The sequence below is a fragment of the Streptomyces sp. NPDC002573 genome (assembly GCF_042889625.1).
In the GTDB taxonomy this organism is placed as follows: domain Bacteria; phylum Actinomycetota; class Actinomycetes; order Streptomycetales; family Streptomycetaceae; genus Streptomyces; species Streptomyces gibsoniae.
This window is the reverse complement of record NZ_JBIARC010000008.1, coordinates 156165-173397: the sequence shown is the minus strand read 5'-3', so window position 1 is coordinate 173397 and position 17233 is coordinate 156165. Positions and strand designations below refer to the sequence as shown.

General features: G+C 69.8%; 13 protein-coding genes and 1 tRNA gene. 7 read left to right on the top strand and 7 right to left on the bottom strand.

Annotated elements, in window-relative coordinates:
* Window positions 1-52 precede the first annotated feature (52 nt).
* Window positions 53-478, top strand: a complete 426-nt coding sequence (locus ACFYX0_RS11065; RefSeq protein ID WP_355911673.1) for a hypothetical protein — start codon at window positions 53-55, stop codon at window positions 476-478.
* A gap of 398 nt (window positions 479-876) precedes the next feature.
* Here ACFYX0_RS11065 and ACFYX0_RS11060 read toward each other — a convergent pair whose 3' ends face one another.
* Window positions 877-2265, bottom strand: a complete 1389-nt coding sequence (locus tag ACFYX0_RS11060; protein ID WP_311700358.1) for a cystathionine beta-synthase — start codon at window positions 2263-2265, stop codon at window positions 877-879.
* Between the two features lie 177 nt (window positions 2266-2442).
* Between ACFYX0_RS11060 and ACFYX0_RS11055 the strand changes: the two genes are divergently transcribed.
* From ACFYX0_RS11055 to ACFYX0_RS11045, 3 genes are all read left to right on the top strand, one after another.
* Entirely contained in the window at window positions 2443-3477 is a 1035-nt protein-coding gene (locus ACFYX0_RS11055; RefSeq protein ID WP_355911523.1) for an SGNH/GDSL hydrolase family protein, read from the top strand.
* 237 nt (window positions 3478-3714) lie between these two features.
* The gene (locus ACFYX0_RS11050) at window positions 3715-4935 is read left to right on the top strand and encodes an acetyl-CoA C-acetyltransferase (RefSeq protein WP_355911520.1); all 1221 of its coding nucleotides are present in this window, start codon (window positions 3715-3717) and stop codon (window positions 4933-4935) included.
* Between the two features lie 272 nt (window positions 4936-5207).
* The gene (locus ACFYX0_RS11045) at window positions 5208-6026 is read left to right on the top strand and encodes a hypothetical protein (protein WP_355911517.1); all 819 of its coding nucleotides are present in this window, start codon (window positions 5208-5210) and stop codon (window positions 6024-6026) included.
* A 72-nt stretch (window positions 6027-6098) separates the two neighbouring features.
* On the opposite strand, the gene ACFYX0_RS11040 is transcribed toward ACFYX0_RS11045, so the two are convergent.
* Window positions 6099-6410, bottom strand: a complete 312-nt coding sequence (locus tag ACFYX0_RS11040; protein WP_388969098.1) for a hypothetical protein — start codon at window positions 6408-6410, stop codon at window positions 6099-6101.
* Between the two features lie 101 nt (window positions 6411-6511).
* Here ACFYX0_RS11040 and ACFYX0_RS11035 point away from each other — a divergent pair, with 101 nt between their 5' ends.
* On the top strand, window positions 6512-6739 hold the full coding sequence (locus tag ACFYX0_RS11035; RefSeq protein ID WP_355911514.1) for a DUF4287 domain-containing protein: 228 nt from the start codon (window positions 6512-6514) through the stop codon (window positions 6737-6739).
* Between the two features lie 93 nt (window positions 6740-6832).
* Here ACFYX0_RS11035 and ACFYX0_RS11030 read toward each other — a convergent pair whose 3' ends face one another.
* The 3 genes from ACFYX0_RS11030 to ACFYX0_RS11020 form a co-directional block, all read right to left on the bottom strand.
* Window positions 6833-7705, bottom strand: a complete 873-nt coding sequence (locus ACFYX0_RS11030; protein ID WP_355911511.1) for a Bax inhibitor-1/YccA family protein — start codon at window positions 7703-7705, stop codon at window positions 6833-6835.
* A 373-nt stretch (window positions 7706-8078) separates the two neighbouring features.
* A complete protein-coding gene (locus ACFYX0_RS11025) occupies window positions 8079-9182 on the bottom strand; it encodes a hypothetical protein (RefSeq protein WP_388969095.1) in 1104 nt (367 codons plus the stop codon).
* Window positions 9183-9712: 530 nt separating this feature from the next.
* Window positions 9713-9795 (bottom strand) — tRNA-Leu (locus tag ACFYX0_RS11020).
* Between the two features lie 428 nt (window positions 9796-10223).
* Between ACFYX0_RS11020 and ACFYX0_RS11015 the strand changes: the two genes are divergently transcribed.
* The gene (locus ACFYX0_RS11015; protein ID WP_311697532.1) at window positions 10224-10994 is read left to right on the top strand and encodes an ABC transporter ATP-binding protein; all 771 of its coding nucleotides are present in this window, start codon (window positions 10224-10226) and stop codon (window positions 10992-10994) included.
* A gap of 93 nt (window positions 10995-11087) precedes the next feature.
* Entirely contained in the window at window positions 11088-13619 is a 2532-nt protein-coding gene (locus ACFYX0_RS11010; RefSeq protein WP_388969092.1) for an ABC transporter permease, read from the top strand.
* Between the two features lie 92 nt (window positions 13620-13711).
* On the opposite strand, the gene ACFYX0_RS11005 is transcribed toward ACFYX0_RS11010, so the two are convergent.
* Both ACFYX0_RS11005 and ACFYX0_RS11000 read right to left on the bottom strand, forming a co-directional pair.
* Window positions 13712-15007, bottom strand: coding sequence for a class I SAM-dependent methyltransferase (locus ACFYX0_RS11005; RefSeq protein ID WP_388969089.1), 1296 nt, complete (start codon window positions 15005-15007; stop codon window positions 13712-13714).
* 275 nt (window positions 15008-15282) lie between these two features.
* Entirely contained in the window at window positions 15283-16662 is a 1380-nt protein-coding gene (locus tag ACFYX0_RS11000) for an NAD(P)/FAD-dependent oxidoreductase (protein ID WP_311697535.1), read from the bottom strand.
* Window positions 16663-17233: the final 571 nt, after the last annotated feature.

Below are 17233 nucleotides of genomic sequence, written 5' to 3'. Positions count from 1 at the left end.
TTCCCCAGTGCCGCGGACACCCCGGCTCCCTAGCGTGGTGTGCATGACGGGAATGGACGGACGGGGCGCCGACCTCAAGAAGGAACTGGACGCCACCCTGGGTGCCCGCAGGGAACTGGGCGAGGAGTACGACGCGGCACTGGTCGAGTCCTTCCTCGAGAAGGTCGACCGGCGCATCGACAGCGCGGTCGACCGCCGGCTGCGCAGACAACTGGCCGAGCAGCAGATGGTGGTGGCGCGCGGCGCGCGGTCCCCGCAGGCCACGGACTCCTGGGGCGAGCGCTTCGGCTTCGGCATCGTCTCGCTGGTGCTGGCGATACCGCTCTCCGCGATCGGCGGCGGCGTCGGCCACCTGCCCGGTCTGCTGATCGCCTGGGCGGGCATCGTCGGGGTCAACGTGGTCCAGGCCGCGCGCACCGTTCCCGGCCTCTTCGGCCGCCGCCACCGGCCCTCGGGGGACGGCGACTGGGAGGACTGACGGACCGGACGGACCGGGACGGCCCACGGGGAAGAGACCCCCGAAAAGGGAGTGGCCGGGGGACCGCTGATAAAGAAATGCGCGGGGACCGCCGCACCCCCGTTGCCGGGGGGCGGGACGACGGCGGTCCCCGCGAGGGACGCGGGCCGGGTCAGGGCCGGGCTTGCGCGTCCGTGGCGTCCATGGAGGTCCGGGAGCCGCTCCGGAGGTCCCTGGCGCCGTTTCGGTTGCCGGCCGGGACGGGGAGCCGCTCCCGCCCTGCCGACACCCCTAATGTGCCGGACGCGTGTTAAGCGGGTGCTGCGCGTACGTGACGCGCTCGTACCACTTCCGAGAAGCCCCGCCCCCGCGTGTCACCGTGCATTCCCCGGCGACACGCCCGGTTTACCGGACGTTCGTCACTGCTTTCCGCCCTTGGCCAGGAACGCCAGCAGGTCCTGGCGGCTGACCACGCCGGTCGGCTTGCCCTCGACGATGACGATCGCCGCGTCGGCCGTACCCAGCACGGACATCAGGTCCGCGACCGGCTCGCCGGAGCCGACCTGCGGCAGCGGCGCGGACATGTGCTTCTCCAGCGGGTCGTCCAGCGAGGCGCGCTTGGTGAACAGCGCGTCCAGCAGCTCACGCTCGACGACGGAGCCCACGACCTCCGCCGCCATGACGTCGGGGTGCCCGGCGCCCGGTTTCACGATCGGCATCTGCGAGACGCCGTACTCGCGCAGCACCTCGATGGCCTGGCCGACCGTCTCGTCGGGGTGCATGTGGACGAGGGAGGGGATGCCGCCCTCCTTGTCGTTCAGCACGTCCCCGACACGGGCGCTCGGGCCGGCGTCCTCCAGGAAGCCGTAGTCGGCCATCCACTCGTCGTTGAAGATCTTGGTGAGGTAGCCGCGCCCGCTGTCCGGCAGCAGCACGACCACGACATCGTCCGGCCCCAGCCGCTCGGCGACCCTCAGCGCCGCCACGACCGCCATACCGCAGGAGCCGCCGACGAGCAGGCCCTCCTCCTTGGCCAGCCGCCGCGTCATCTGGAATGAGTCCTTGTCGGACACGGCGACGATCTCGTCGGTGACGGTCCGGTCGTACGCGGTCGGCCAGAAGTCCTCACCGACGCCCTCGACGAGGTACGGCCGCCCGGAGCCGCCCGAGTACACCGAACCCTCGGGGTCGGCGCCGATGACCTTGACCCGGCCGTCGCTGGCCTCCTTCAGGTAGCGCCCGGTGCCGGAGATCGTGCCGCCCGTGCCCACGCCCGCGACGAAGTGGGTGATCTTCCCCTCCGTCTGCTCCCACAGCTCGGGGCCGGTCGAGTGATAGTGCGAAAGGGGGTTGTTGGGGTTGGAGTACTGGTCCGGCTTCCAGGCGCCGGGCGTCTCCCGGACGAGCCGGTCGGAGACGTTGTAGTACGAGTCCGGGTGCTCCGGGGCGACCGCCGTCGGGCACACGACCACTTCGGCGCCGTACGCGCGCAGGACGTTGATCTTGTCGGTGGAGACCTTGTCAGGGCACACGAAGATGCACTTGTAGCCCTTCTGCTGGGCCACGATCGCCAGACCCACGCCCGTGTTGCCGCTGGTCGGCTCGACGATCGTGCCGCCCGGCTTGAGCTCACCGCTCTCCTCGGCCGCCTCGATCATGCGCAGCGCGATGCGGTCCTTCACGGAACCGCCGGGGTTGAAGTACTCGACCTTCGCGAGGACGGTCGCCTGGATGCCGGCGGTCACGCGGTTGAGTCTGACCAGCGGGGTGTTGCCGACCAGGCTGATCATCGAGTCGTGGAATTGCACCGTTGTCTCCGGTTGCTTGCCAAAAAGTGGTCGTGATGGTGCCGCCAGCGTAAGCGCTCCCGCGTCAGGACGGTCCGCAACAGCGGAGGTCCTGGCGTTCACGCGCCGTTGAGATTGGACGACGGTGCGTACGGGGCAAGCAGTGGTTGTACGGCTACGAGGAGGTGGCGGCGACGCATGTCGAGCATGTCGAGGGCGAGAGTGGCCCGGCGCATCGCGGCGGGCGCGGCGTACGGCGGCGGCGGAATCGGCTTGGTCGGAGCAGCCGCCGCCGGACTGCTGCTGGCCGAGGTACAGCTGGCCAAGCGCCATGTGGGCAACGGGCACAGCCCCTACCCGCCGAGCGCAGACGGCCTGTACGGGCGAGGGTACGCCGGTCTGGACGGACCACCGCTGAGACTGATGATGCTAGGCGACTCCACGTCCGTGGGACAGGGAGTGCACCGTTTCCGCCAGACCCCGGGCGCGCTGCTGGCCTCGGGGCTCGCAGCGGTGGCCGAGCGACCGGTGGAGCTGCGGGTGGTGGCGGTCCCCGGCGCGCAGTCGGACGACCTCGACCGTCAGGTGTCGCTGGCGCTGGAGGGGCCGGACCAGGTCCCGGACGTCTGCGTGATCATCGTCGGCGCGAACGATGTGACACATCGCATGCCCCCGACGCGCTCGGTGCGCCATCTGTCGGCGGCCGTGCGCCGGCTGCGCACGGCGGGCGCGGAGGTCGTGGTGGGCACCTGCCCCGACCTCGGGACCATCGAGCCCGTCCAGCAGCCGCTGCGCTGGCTGGCCCGCCGGGCCTCCCGCCAGCTCGCCGCGGCGCAGACGATCGGCGTCGTCGAGCAGGGCGGCCGTACGGTGTCGCTGGGCGACCTGCTGGGCCCGGAGTTCGAGGCGAATCCCCGCGAGCTCTTCGGCCCCGACAACTACCACCCCTCGGCCGAGGGGTACGCCACGGCGGCGATGGCGGTCCTGCCGACGGTCTGCGCGACGCTGGGCCTGTGGCCGGCGGACGAGGAGCGCCCGGACGCGTCCCGCCGGGAGGGCTTCCTGCCCGTGGCCCGCGCGGCTGCGGAGGCGGCCTCGGAGGCGGGCACCGAGGTCACGGCCGCTCTGCCGACGGGTCCCAGGGGCCCCTGGGCCCTCCTCAAGCGGCGGCGCCGCCGGCGTCTGCCGACCCCGGACGCGAGCCCGGCCACCGAGCGGGAGCCGCTGCCCTGACGGGCGGCCACACCCGTCCGCCCGGGCTTTCGGCCCCCGCCCGCCCCGCCCCGCCCCGGTCCCGCCCCCGCCCTGGCGCGACCCGGATCGGGGCGAGGTCGCACCCGCTCCCGGCTCCCGAAAAAAGCAAGCGCTTAGAAAAGTGCGGCCGGAGTCACACCCCACGGCCCGTGACCTCCAACGTACGTACGGGTAACTTCCCCCACAGCCCTGCCCTCCTCGTGCAATGGAGCCGTGATGCCCGAAGCCGTCATCGTCTCGACCGCCCGCTCGCCCATCGGCCGCGCCGGCAAGGGTTCCCTCAAGGACCTGCGCCCCGACGACCTGACCGCGACCATCATCCAGGCGGCGCTCGCCAAGATCCCCGAGCTGGACCCGAAGGACATCGACGACCTGATGCTCGGCTGCGGTCTCCCCGGCGGCGAGCAGGGCTACAACCTCGGCCGGATCGTCGCCGTGCAGATGGGCATGGACCATCTGCCGGGCTGCACGGTCACCCGTTACTGCTCCTCCTCGCTGCAGACCTCCCGCATGGCCCTGCACGCCATCAAGGCCGGCGAGGGCGACGTCTTCATCTCGGCCGGTGTCGAGACGGTCTCCCGCTTCTTCAAGGGCAGCTCCGACGGCCTCCCGGACACCCGCAACCCCCTCTTCGCCGAGGCCGAGGCGCGCACCGCCGCCGTCGCCGAGTCCGGGAGCGACGAGTGGCACGACCCGCGTGAGGACGGCCTGCTGCCCGACCCGTACATCGCGATGGGCCAGACCGCGGAGAACCTCGCCCGCCTCAAGGGCATCACCCGCGAGGAGATGGACGAGTTCGGCGTCCGCTCGCAGAACCTCGCCGAGCAGGCCATCGCCAAGGGCTTCTGGGAGCGCGAGATCACCCCGGTGACCCTCCCCGACGGGACGGTCGTCAGCAAGGACGACGGTCCGCGCGCCGGCGTGACCCTCGAGGGCGTGGCCGGGCTCAAGCCCGTCTTCCGCCCTGACGGCCGCGTCACCGCCGGCAACTGCTGCCCCCTGAACGACGGCGCCGCCGCCCTGGTCATCATGAGCGACACCAAGGCCCGGGAGCTGGGGCTCACGCCGCTCGCCCGGATCGTCTCCACCGGTGTCTCCGGGCTCTCCCCCGAGATCATGGGCTACGGCCCGGTCGAGGCCACCGAGCAGGCCCTCAAGCGCGCCGGCCTCACCATCGGCGACATCGACCTCGTCGAGATCAACGAGGCGTTCGCGGCCCAGGTGATCCCCTCATACCGCGACCTGGACATCCCGCTGGACAAGCTGAACGTCAACGGCGGTGCCATCGCCGTGGGCCACCCCTTCGGCATGACCGGCGCCCGCATCACTACCACGCTGATCAACTCTCTCCAGTGGCACGACAAGCAGTTCGGCCTGGAGACGATGTGCGTCGGCGGCGGTCAGGGCATGGCGATGGTCATCGAGCGCCTGAGCTGAAGGACTCACGTCCCGCACGCCCCACGACAACGGTCCGAAGCCCCCGTTCCTCACGGGCTTCGGGCCGTTTTGTGATCCAATCTCCCCCAGGATGTGACCTATCTCGCTCCGATTGGGATTTATCCAGGTCAGAGCCATTTCAGGGGGAGGCTTGCACATCCGGACGCTGTCCGTTTCGTGACGTTACGCACTGACAGCTGGTTAGTCCACCCTTCAAGCTGATGTAGGAAGTCCGGGGCCGACCTTGAACCGGGAGTACGTCAGTGAGCGCCATGCCGATTGCCCTGCTGCTCACCACGACCGCCACCGCGGGCGTGGGCGTCGCCGTCCTGTGCAGCGTGCGCGCGCTGCGCCGGCAGATCGCGGCCCTGCGCAGCGAACTCACCGAGGGCCGTGCCGCGCAGGCACAGAGCCTGGTGCCCGCCGCCCGCGCCGGCACGGACGCGGAGGAGATACGCACCGCCGTGGCCGAGGCGCTGGCCGAGGAGCGGGAGCGTGAGCTGGCCGAGGCGCGGGCCTTCTGGGCCGCCCAGGAGGCCCGGGACATCGCCGACGCGCCCACCCTGTTCGGCCTGCCCGACAGCGAGCTGTTCGTGCCCCACCAGTCGGACTTCGCGGGCCTGGAGCACGACAGCCTGGAGCCGGTGGTGGAACCCTTCCTCGAGAAGAACGAGTTCGCCCAGAACTCCTCCGTGGACGAGGGTCTCGCGGGGGACTCCCCCGAGCTGGCCGCCGCCCGCCGCCGGCACCCCTCGCACCCCGACTTCGTCCCGTCCCCGTCCCCCGTGGTCAACGACCACGAGAGCACCGTCGCCCGTCTGGAGGAGCTGGCCGCCGCCCGTACGGAACTCGCCGATGTGCGTCCCGGCCCGCTGGGGACCCTCGACGTCTACGTCTTCGCGAACGGTACGACGCTGTGCATGACGCCGGGCCACCGCGAGACGGCGGAGCGCCTGACGGCGGCCCTGGACGCCGGCCACGCGCCGGTCCTGCTCGGCGGCTCGGGCGTCTCGGGGGCGTACGCGCTGACGTTCGAGTGCGGCGACGAGAGCGTCTACATCCTGGCGGACCGAGTCATCGCGACCCTCTGACAGGGCCGGTGGCACAAGCCGGCCACCGGCACGGGTCCCGGGGGATCGCATCGCACCGAAGGTGTACGCACCTCAGACCCCGGCGCGTTGCTGTGCCTCCTGCACCAGCGTCACGGCCTGGGCGAGTTCCTCCTCGTCGCTCAGGACGACCGCGAGATCGTGTGCGGCGACCGTGATCTGGTCGGCGACCGCGAACATACCCGCGTCCGGCATGTCGCGGGGCTCGGCCGAGGGGTCCTCCAGGAGCTGCGCGCGGCGCGCCAACTCCCTTGCCAGGCCGAGCGCCTCGGCCGCGGCGCTCCGTTGCAGCCGGCTCTGGGGTGCGGCCCGCAGGCGGTCGGCGAAGTGATCCACAGCCTGGGTCAAAGGCGTCGTATCAAGCACGCGGCGAGACTACGCGTCGCGGCAGGACTGTTGCCAACAGGCGAACACTCAGGCACGGTGACCTGAAGGACCGGCTTCGTCGAATGCGTCCGGAGGCGCCGATGTCCCAAGTCTTCTCCGAAGAGACCCATCGCAATCTGCTCGCCCGCATCCCGCACTGCACCGGTCGTGAAGTATCCGACTGGCTTCACACCGTCGCCGAAGGCCCCGCTCTCTGCTTCGAGGAGAAGGTCAGCTGGCTCCGGCACGAGCACAATCTCGCCTACGGCCACGCCAAGGCACTCATTCACGAGTACGACCTGAGAAGGGCCGCGCGCAAACTCGCCTGAGCGCGCACCTTCGAGCCCGACTCCACATGCCGAAGGGCCCCCGAACCGCGGTTCGGGGGCCCTTCGGCAGAGACTGACCGGAACTGACCGGTGCTAGTCGTTGCTGCTGAAGATGGCGACCAGCCGCAGCATCTCCACGTAGATCCACACCAGGGTCATGGTCAGGCCGAACGCGGCCAGCCAGGCCTCCTCGCGCGGTGCGCCGTACGCGATGCCGTCCTCGATCTGCTTGAAGTCGAGGGTGAGGAAGAACGCGCCGAGCAGGATCGCGATGATGCCGACGAGCGCGCCCAGGGGGCCCATGCTGCGCAGCCCGCCGTCGGGGGCGGCGCCGAACGCGACCAGCAGCAGGTTGACCGCCATCACCAGGACGAAGGCGATGGCGATGGCCATGCCGATGCGGGCGTACCGCGCGGTGACCCGGATCCAGCCCGCCTTGTAGACGAGCAGGGTCGCGCCGGACACCGCCATGGTGCCGAGCACCGCCTGGAAGGGCGCGCCGGACCACTGCGCGTTGTACATCTCGCTGATGACGCCGAGGAAGACGCCCTCGAAGGCGGCGTACCCCAGGATCAGGGCGGGCGAGGGGGTGCGCTTGAAGGACTGCACCATCGCCAGCACGAACGCGATCAGGGCGGAGCCGACCGCGAGGCCGTAGCTGGTGGCCGAGATCGGCAGCAGCGTCCACGCGAGGATCGCGCCCACGGCGACCGTGCCGAGCGTCATCGCCGAGCGCATGACGACGTCGTCCATCGTCATCCGGCCGGTGGAGGCCGGGGCCTGCGGCGGGGCGCCGTACTGCGTCTGCTGGGCGTAGGGGTTCTGCGCGTAGGGGTTGCCGCCCGCGTACGGGTTGCCCTGCGTGCCGACAGCGGCTCCCCCGGCCTGCGGCGCGGTGTTGAAGCTCGCGTAGCCGTTGTCGCGGCTGAACCCCCGACGCGAGAAGACCGGGTTGCTGCTCCTCATTTCACTCCTCCATGGCCACCCTGCGTGGCCTTGGCTCAAGAGTAATAGGTAGGCAAAGGATTGACCCTACTGCTTGAGGAGGATCTTTCCCTCGCCCTTGCGCGCAACACGCTACGCACCTGCGTGATTCCCAGCACGTAAGCGGCCCATCCATGACCGAGTCGGAACAGAGTCGAGACCGGCCACGGACCGACCACGGCCCGCTCTTCACCCGGACGGGTGACACCGGCCGCCGCCGAACCCACCCGGACGGCCCCCCGAGGACCCACCCCGACGGAACCCCGAGGTCTCTCCCTAGGGGTCACGTCCGGCGGAGGCCCCTGCAACGGCACCGCGGGCCAGGGGCCGGTCGTCAGCGCCTCCCTCATGACCTTCACCCACAGGAAAATGCCCCCGGCGGAAACGGGAAAAAGGATCTCGGAAACCCTCGTTCTCGCCGACCGGAGGCACTTTCCACGGAAACGTCAACCAGTGCGTCGGCCACCACCGGTATTTCCCGGGGAGGAGCGGGCGGAGCGACGGGGAACGAATAGGTCTCCAGCACGTGCCCGCCCTCGTCACGGGCCGACAACGAGATCTCCGCCATGCCGTCCACGGTCAGACCGAAGGCGGCGACATTCACTCCGGGACGGTGCGGGACCGGATACAGCCGGAGTTCGGCCGGCTCGGCCGATCCCACCGTCATGGTCAGTTGCGCGACGGACTCCGCGGCTCGCACGACGATTCCGAGGAAATCGCCCTCTCTGCCCCAGTAGAGGTTGAGGTCGCGGTGCTCCGCGAGCGCCGGTCCGCCCATGCCGCCGCCGAACACCACGGCACCCTGTCTCCTGACGCCGAGCATCGTCGTGACATCGTCCGGGCGGACCGTGACGGTGAGCTGCCAGTCCTCCCCGGACGGAAGCACTCCCCGGGCGACGACCACTTCATCGTCCTGCATGTCGCTCCTGTCGAACCGCATTTCGTTTCTCCGGCGACCGGATCGGCGGTGCACGGTGGCACACGGATATCCGGTGTGTTTCGTCCACGCGTTGCACAGCTTGGTGTTCTGCGGGTAGGTCGTGTTCGGGTTCGCGTAGTAGTAGTAGTAGTAGTAGTAGTAAACGCCCGGGTTGCTGTTCGGCGGGCAGATGGAAGGCGACTCGAAGACCTGGTTCGAGTTCCGCACGTACTTCACCTGGCTGCACCCCACATTGGCGTTGGCCGTGGTGTTCCACATGTTCACCTTGAGCCCGGTGCCCTGGACGTCGATACACACGTCCGCGTTGCAGCCGAAGTGACTCTTCGGTTCCGCCGCGACGGATTTCGCCTGGGCTTCGAGGAACCCCGGGTGCGCCTGCAGATAGTCGCCGGACACCCATCCGTAGACGGCATCGCCGTTCTGCACCGACACCACCTCGTCCTGCTGCACGTCGGCCGACGCCTCGGTGGTCGCCCCCGTCAGGAGCGCGGCAGCAAGTGCGGTGCCGACGGCGAACATACGGGAACGCATCACGACAACCTCCCCGTTTCCGGCGAGCGGTCCGTTCCCCCGGGGCACGCGTGCCAAGTCGTGGTCGATCACGACATTAGGATGATTGAAGCGGTCATGACATGAGCGATGCGTTCCTTGGCGGTTCCTTGGCCGGGCCTTTCAACGTTGAACGATGTCCGGGCCACGACCGGGCGGTCGGGGCATGGCCGCTCGGGTCGGGAGCACTCGCACCGGCGACGCCCACCCGACGTTCACACGCCCACCTCGAGCCGGCGGGTCCGGGAGAGCTCACCGTCCGTCAGATCCTGGGCCAGGTACCGGAGATGTCCCACAGCTCCGCCACAGCCGCAGTCGGCCGACCCTCCGGCGCTCCCCTCTCCCCACTCACTCGGTGTCAGGCACATGCCACGCGCAAACTCCCGAAGAATGCGGCAAACAGGGGCGAATACGCACGCGAGAGGGTGGAAATGCAACCAGCGGGCCACCGTCGCGTCACTTCGACAGTGGCCCGCGGCCTACCGCCGCAGGTATGGAGGTGCCCGGAACCGGACTTGAACCGGTACGCCCGCGAGGGGCAGCGAGGTTTAAGCTCGCCGTGTCTGCATTCCACCATCCGGGCAGGCCATGGGCTCCGCATCGAGCGTTCCGAGCCTATCGGGAGGCATCCCCCGAACAGCGGGCGCACGATGCGATGTTGTCTTATTTTATTGAGGTCTGAGGGAGCATCAGCACTCGGTACGGGCCATCCGCACTTGCCAATAGCCTTTCGGGCGGCCATGGGCCGTGTATGCGGAATGACGGAATTTCACCGCCCTGAAGGAGGGCACTGCGACCTGCACGTATCGGCTGACCAACCGCTTTCCGCTCTGGGCGGACGCGGGGCCCCTCTCAGGGGCGCTCCTCATCCCCAGGTATGACACCGACGGGCCCGGTCCGACTCGAGGCTGTCCCGGGAACGGGAACTGCGGCTGACTCCACGGGGCCGATCGGCGGCGACGATGGAACACGTCCCCTCGACCTTCGTCGTCCCGACAGGAGCACCCGCCCGTGACCAGCACCCCTCTCGCCGACCGGACCACCACGGTGGCCGCCCGCGCCACGGACCTGTCGAAGGTCTACGGACAGGGCGAAACCCAGGTGGTGGCCCTGGACCGAGTGACCGTCGACTTCCAGCAGGCCCAGTTCACGGCCATCATGGGCCCCTCGGGCTCCGGCAAGTCGACGCTCATGCACTGCGTCGCCGGGCTCGACACCTTCTCGTCCGGCTCCGTCCGCATCGGCGACGTCGAACTGGGCTCGCTGAAGGACAAGCAGCTCACCAAGCTGCGCCGGGACAAGATCGGCTTCATCTTCCAGGCGTTCAACCTGCTGCCCACCCTGACCGCGCTGGAGAACATCACCCTCCCGATGGACATCGCGGGCCGCAAGCCGGACAAGGCGTGGCTGGACACCGTGATCCAGATGGTCGGGCTCGCGGACCGGCTGAGCCACCGGCCCGCACAGCTGTCCGGCGGCCAGCAGCAGCGCGTCGCGGTGGCGCGGGCGCTCGCGTCCAAGCCGGACATCATCTTCGGCGACGAGCCCACCGGAAACCTGGACTCGCGCTCGGGCGCGGAGGTGCTGGGCTTCCTGCGCAACTCCGTGCGGGAGCTGGGGCAGACGGTCGTGATGGTCACGCACGACCCCGTGGCGGCGGCCTACGCGGACCGGGTGATCTTCCTGGCGGACGGCCGGATCGTGGACGAGCTCTACGGGCCGAGCGCCGACGCGGTGCTGGACCGCATGAAGCAGTTCGACGCCAAGGGCCGTACGAGCTGAGGTCCCCGCGCCCCGCCCCGGGGCCCGCGTCCCAGGACCCCCGTCGGCCTGACCGGCCCGTCCCCCCGTCCCGCCCCCAGCCCAGGAAGAGAAATGTTCCGTACCGCCCTGCGCAATGTGCTCGTGCACAAGGCCAGGCTGCTCATGACCGTCCTCGCCGTGATGCTCGGCGTAGCCTTCGTGTCGGGCACCCTGGTCTTCACCAACACCATCTCGGACGCCTACCAGAAGAGTTCGGCCAAGGGCTTCGACCAGGTCGACGTGGCCATCCGGCCCGACGGCGGCCACGAAACCCGTCGCGACAAGATCGCCGAGGAGCCCCAGCTCACCCAGGCCCTCCTCGACAAGGCCGCCAAGGTGCAGGGCGCCGGGTCGGCCGTCGGCGTGGTCAACGGCTTCACCGCCATCGCCGACAAGCACGGCAAGCTCATCGGCGGCGGCTACCAGTCCCAGGGCGGCAACTACTGGAAGACCGCTGACGCCCGGTACCCGCTCGTCAGCGGGCACGCCCCGACGGGCGCGGACCAGATCCTCATCGACTCCAAGACCGCCGAGCGCGCCGGATACAAGGTGGGCGACACCGTGCGGCTGTCGATCGACGGCCCGGTGCTGACCCCGAGGGTCACCGGCATCTTCACCACCGACGACGGCAACGTGGCGGCCGGCGGCAGCCTCGTCCTCTTCGACACGGCCACCGCCCAGCGCCTGTTCCACAAGCCAGGCGCCTACGACGAGATCGATGTGAAGGCGGCCTCGGGCACCAGCCAGATCGCGCTGCGCAACGCCCTCGACCAGATCCTGCCGAAGGACACCGCCTCCACGACCACCGGCAAGCAGCTCGCCGACGACCAGGCGAAGGAGATCGCCGACGCCACGAGCAGCATGCGCACCGCCCTGCTGGTGTTCGCGGGCATCGCGTTGTTCGTCGGCACGTTCATCATCGCCAACACCTTCACCATGCTGGTCGCCCAGCGCACCAAGGAGCTGGCACTGCTGCGCGCCGTCGGCGCCTCCCGCCGCCAGGTCACCCGGTCCGTGCTCATCGAGGCGTTCGTGGTGGGCGCGGCCGCGGCCGTCACCGGTCTGGTCGCCGGTATCGGCATCGGCGCGGGGCTGCGCTCGCTGGTGGGCTCGCTGGGCGGGACGGTTCCGGACGGACCTCTCGTCATCACCCCGGGCACGGTCGTCGCCGCCCTCGCCGTCGGCATCCTGATCACGATGCTGGCCGCCTGGCTGCCGGGCCGCCGCGCGGCGAAGATCCCGCCGGTCGCCGCGATGAGCAGCGTCCACGCGAAGGCCACCACCAAGTCCCTGGTCGTACGGAACACGATCGGCGCCCTGTTCGCCGCGGCCGGCATCGCCACCGTGGTGTACGCCACCACGCTGAACGCCTCGGACGGCCAGGGCCCGATGGGCCTCGGCGCGGTCCTCCTCATCATCGGTGTCTTCGTGCTCACCCCGCTGCTGTCCCGCCCGCTGATCGCGGCCGCCGCGCCGGTGATGCGCGTCTTCGGGATCGCCGGAAAGCTGGCCAGGCAGAACTCGGTGCGCAACCCGCGCCGCACTGCGGCCACCGCCTCGGCCCTGATGATCGGCCTGACCCTGATCACCGGTCTGACGGTGATGGCGGGCAGCCTGCAGACCGCGATCGACAAGATGGCGTCCTCCGCCATCAAGGCCGACTACGTGGTGTCCATGGCGAACCGCAACGAGCTGTCGCCCGACGTCGAGAAGACGCTCCGGACGACGGACGGCGTCACCGCGATCAGCCCGCTGCGCAACGCTCCCGCCCGCATCGAGGGCGACGCCGAGTACGTGACCGGCGTCAGCGGCGCCGCCATCGGCAAGCTGACGGATCTGAAGGTCGACGACGGCGCGTTCAAGGTCGGCGGCAGCCAGGTCGTCGTGGACGACGAGACCGCCAAGAACCACCACTGGACGGCGGGCTCGCGGTTCACGGCCGCCTACGAGGACGGCCGCAAGCAGCAGCTGACGGTCACCGGTGTCTACCAGAGCACCGAGATGATGCGCGGCATCATGCTGGACAACGCGACGCTCTCCCCGCATCTGCGCCACCCGGCCGACATGCAGGTCATGGTGAAGATGTCGGGCGGCGCCACCGCGTCGGCCAAGAGCGCGCTGCAGAAGGCGCTCGGCGACAACCCGGCCATCCTGGTCCAGGACAAGAAGGACATCTCCAACAGCATCGCGCAGATCTTCACGCTGATGCTGAACATGCTCTACGGCCTGCTGGCCATGGCGGTGATCGTCGCCGTCCTGGGCGTCATCAACACCCTGGCCATGTCGGTCTTCGAGCGCTCGCAGGAGATCGGCATGCTGCGGGCGATCGGCCTGGACCGCAAGGGCATCAAGCGGATGGTCCGGCTGGAGTCCCTGGTCATCTCGCTGTTCGGCGGAGTGCTCGGCATCGGCCTGGGCGTGTTCTTCGGCTGGGCGGCCGGTGAGCTGCTCGGCACCAAGATGTCGACGTACGAACTGGTCCTGCCCTGGGGCCGGATGGCCGTCTTCCTCCTGCTGGCGGGGGTGGTCGGCGTGCTGGCCGCCCTGTGGCCGGCCCGGCGGGCGGCCCGTCTGAACATGCTGGCGGCGATCAAGTCGGAGTAGCGGCGCCCGTCGCGAAGGGGCCCCGATCCAACCGGAACGGGGCCCCTTCGTCGTACCGTCGCCCGCCTCCTACGGCCTCTCCCGTACGGAGGTCAGCCGTGCCAGGTGCGAGGACGCAGCGGCAGCCCGGACGCGCCCGACTCCGGCGTCCGTACGGCGAGGACCTGGTTGACGCCGATGCGGTTGCGTTCGAAGGCGAGGGCGGAGGCGGCCATGTACAGACGCCACACCCGGGCACGGCCGGGGCCGGCGAGGGACTGCGCACGCCCCCACTGCGCCTCCAGCCCGCCGACCCACGCGCGCAGGGTGAGGGCATAGTGCTCGCGGAGCGACTCCACGTCGCGGACCTCGAATCCGGCGCGCTCCAGCTGGGTCACGGTGGTGCCCACGGGGGCGAGCTCACCGTCGGGGAAGACATAGGCGTCGATGAACGCGTCGACGGAGTACGCCGACTCGTCCTGCTGGGGGCGCCGCCCGATCTGGTGGTTGAGCAGCCGCCCGCCGGGCTTCAGCAGGCCGTACAGATCGCGGGCGTACTCCAGGTACCGGTCGGCGCCGACGTGCTCGGCCATGCCGATGGAGGAGACCGCGTCGTAGGGGCCGTCGACGACGTCCCGGTAGTCCTGCACCCGGATCTCGACACGGTCGGCGAGACCCTCCTCGGCGACCCGCTTACGGGCGTAGGTGGCCTGCTCCTGGGAGAGGGTGACGCCTACGACGCTCACCCCGTGCTCGCGGGCCGCGTGGATCGCCATGGAGCCCCAGCCGCAGCCGACGTCGAGGAGACGCTGACCGGGCTTCAGCCCGAGCTTGCTGCAGACTAGTTCGAGCTTGTCGCGCTGGGCGTCCTCCAGGGTGGCACCGGACGCCTCCCAGTAGGCGCAGGAGTACACCATGGACGGGCCGAGGACGATCTCGTAGAACTCGTTCCCCACGTCGTAGTGGTGGCTGATGGCGCGTTTGTCGCTGCGCCGGGTGTGGAGGTGCCCGCGGACTCTGCGGACCTCCTCACGGGGCGGCGGGGGCGGCAGGAAGGGGCCGGCCAGCCGGGCGAGCCCGCGGACGGCGGCGCGCACGTCCGGGTCGCGGACCGCCTGGACGAGGGTGCGGGAGTCGTCGCCGCGCTCCCAGACGAGACCGGCCATCAGTCCGAGGGCGGTGTACAGATCGCCGTCGATGGTGAGGTCCCCGGCGACCCAGGCACGGGCCAGCCCCAACTCCCCCGGCTTCCACAGCAGGCGGCGCAGGGCACGGCGGTTGCGTACGACGAGAACGGGATCACCGGGAGGGCCGGCTTCCGAACCGTCCCAGGCGCGGATGCGCACCGGGAGCGGCGCCCCCAGCAACTGTTCGACGAGACTCTTCAGCCGCGGCGCGGCGTCGGCCATGGTGCACACCTCCGATGGGGATATCCCCTGCTCGCACCGGACGGAGAACCGCACGGGGAGCCCGGGGAAGGGTTCCGGGATGTCCAACACCACGTAAACACCTGCGGGGCCGGGCCGCAGTCCCCCGATGGCGTTACGGCTGGGCAAAATGCCCGTGTACGAAGGCCGGTGGGCGCCGCTTTGCGAGGTCAGGCACCGAAAGCACGCCGAACGCCGAAGGGCCTCCCGCACCACGGATGGCGGGAGGCCCTTCGGCTGGATCGGTGACCGTCAGGTCAGGAGGCCTTGGCCTTCTCCTCGGTCTTGGCCGCGGCGACCGGCGCCGGCTTGGCGGCCTCGTAGAACTCCTCGCGCGGAGACTCGATGGCGCCGAGCGAGACGACCTCGCGCTTGAGGAACATGCCGAGCGTCCAGTCCGCGAAGATCCGGATCTTGCGGTTCCAGGTCGGCATGGCCATACCGTGGTAGCCACGGTGCATGTACCAGGCGAGACGTCCCTTGAGCTTGATCTTCGTCTTGCCCATGACGATCATCGCGACGCCCTTGTGCAGACCGAGGCCCGCGACCGCGCCCTTGTTGGCGTGGCTGTACTCCTTCTGCGGGAAGCCCCGCATACCGGAGACCACGTTGTCGCCGAGGACCTTGGCCTGACGCAGCGCGTGCTGGGCGTTCGGCGGGCACCAGGCGTTCTCGTTGCCCGCCTTGCGGCCGACGAGGTCGGGCACCTGGGCGTTGTCACCCGCGGCCCAGATGTAGTCCGTGCCCTGGACCTGGAGGGTGGCGGCGGTGTCCACGTGACCACGCGGACCGAGCGGGAGGCCGTAGCGGGCGAGCGCCGGGTTCGGCTTAACGCCGGCCGTCCACACGATGGTGTTGGAGTCGACCTCGAGGCCGTTCTTGAGCACCACGTGCCCGTCGACGCAGGACTCCATCGAGGTGGACAGGTAGACCTCGACGCCGCGGCCCTCGAGGTGCTGCTTGCCGTACTGGCCGAGCTTGGGACCCACCTCGGGGAGGATCTTGTCGGCGGCGTCGACGAGGACGAAGCGCATGTCCTCACGGGACACGTTCTTGTAGTACTTGGCCGCGTCCCGGGCCATGTCCTCGACCTCACCGATGGTCTCCGCACCGGCGAAGCCACCGCCGATGAAGACGAAGGTGAGCGCCTTGCGGCGGATCTCCTCGTCGGTCGTGGAGTCGGCCTTGTCGAGCTGTTCGAGGACGTGGTTGCGCAGGCCGATGGCCTCCTCGATGCCCTTCATGCCGATGCCCTGCTCAGCGAGGCCGGGGATCGGGAAGGTGCGGGAGACCGCGCCGAGCGCGATGACCAGGTAGTCGAACGGCAGCTCGTACGCCTCGCCGACCAGCGGGGCGATGGTGGCGACCTTGCGGTCCTGGTCGATGGTGGTGACCCGACCGGTGAGGACCTCCGCCTTGGGCAGGACGCGTCGCAGCGGGACGACGACATGCCGGGGGGAGATGCTGCCGGCGGCGGCTTCGGGGAGGAAGGGCTGGTAGGTCATGTACGAGCGCGGGTCGACGACTGTGACGGTCGCCTCGCCGTAGCGCATCTTCTTCAGGATGCGTCGAGCTGCGTACAGGCCTACGTACCCACCGCCTACTACGAGGATCCTGGGACGCTCCGTGGTGCTCATGCCATCGAGTATCCACCCGCCCCCGAGGGGTCGCTCGTGCGCCCCTTCACAAGGTTCTTGAGGGCCCGTGCTACACTCCGCGACCCGCGTGACGCAGGTCATGGCGGCGGACGGGAACCGCGGCACACCATGATCCGTTGTCAATGCCGCGTGAGCTGCCTCTCTGGGCGCACAAGGCGGCCATGGGGGTGCCCGAACACCCTCGGAACCTTCCCTTCCGGGCCCCTCTCACACCTACCGACTGAACATGTTCAAACGGTTCAGAGCCCCGCGCAAGGGCCAACCGGCCCCCTTTCACGGCGGCACACGGCGGTTTTCCTTGTGAAGAACTTCACGAAGTTTTCCGACCGGCCGTCGCTGAGGCGCCCCAAGGGGCCCCTCAGCATCGCTCAGACGTTATCCGACCTGCTCAGCCGATGACTACCGGTGAGTAACAAAAGAGAGCTACACCACCGCCCACCCGACGCGGACCACGCCACAGCCGGGCGACGCGCCAGGCGTCAGGGGGATCGCGGCCCAGGAGGTCCGGACCGGTTCCCCGGCATCCGCCTGCCACCCCCTTGGTGACCAC

Coding starts and splice junctions, on each gene's coding strand:
- ACFYX0_RS11065 (WP_355911673.1), top strand. CDS start 53: ATGGACGGACGGGGCGCCGACCTCAAGAAGGAACTGGACGCCACCCTG.
- ACFYX0_RS11055 (WP_355911523.1), top strand. CDS start 2,443: ATGTCGAGCATGTCGAGGGCGAGAGTGGCCCGGCGCATCGCGGCGGGC.
- ACFYX0_RS11050 (WP_355911520.1), top strand. CDS start 3,715: ATGCCCGAAGCCGTCATCGTCTCGACCGCCCGCTCGCCCATCGGCCGC.
- ACFYX0_RS11045 (WP_355911517.1), top strand. CDS start 5,208: ATGCCGATTGCCCTGCTGCTCACCACGACCGCCACCGCGGGCGTGGGC.
- ACFYX0_RS11035 (WP_355911514.1), top strand. CDS start 6,512: ATGTCCCAAGTCTTCTCCGAAGAGACCCATCGCAATCTGCTCGCCCGC.
- ACFYX0_RS11030 (WP_355911511.1), bottom strand. CDS start 7,705: ATGAGGAGCAGCAACCCGGTCTTCTCGCGTCGGGGGTTCAGCCGCGAC.
- ACFYX0_RS11025 (WP_388969095.1), bottom strand. CDS start 9,182: ATGTTCGCCGTCGGCACCGCACTTGCTGCCGCGCTCCTGACGGGGGCG.
- ACFYX0_RS11010 (WP_388969092.1), top strand. CDS start 11,088: ATGTTCCGTACCGCCCTGCGCAATGTGCTCGTGCACAAGGCCAGGCTG.
- ACFYX0_RS11005 (WP_388969089.1), bottom strand. CDS start 15,007: ATGGCCGACGCCGCGCCGCGGCTGAAGAGTCTCGTCGAACAGTTGCTG.
- ACFYX0_RS11000 (WP_311697535.1), bottom strand. CDS start 16,662: ATGAGCACCACGGAGCGTCCCAGGATCCTCGTAGTAGGCGGTGGGTAC.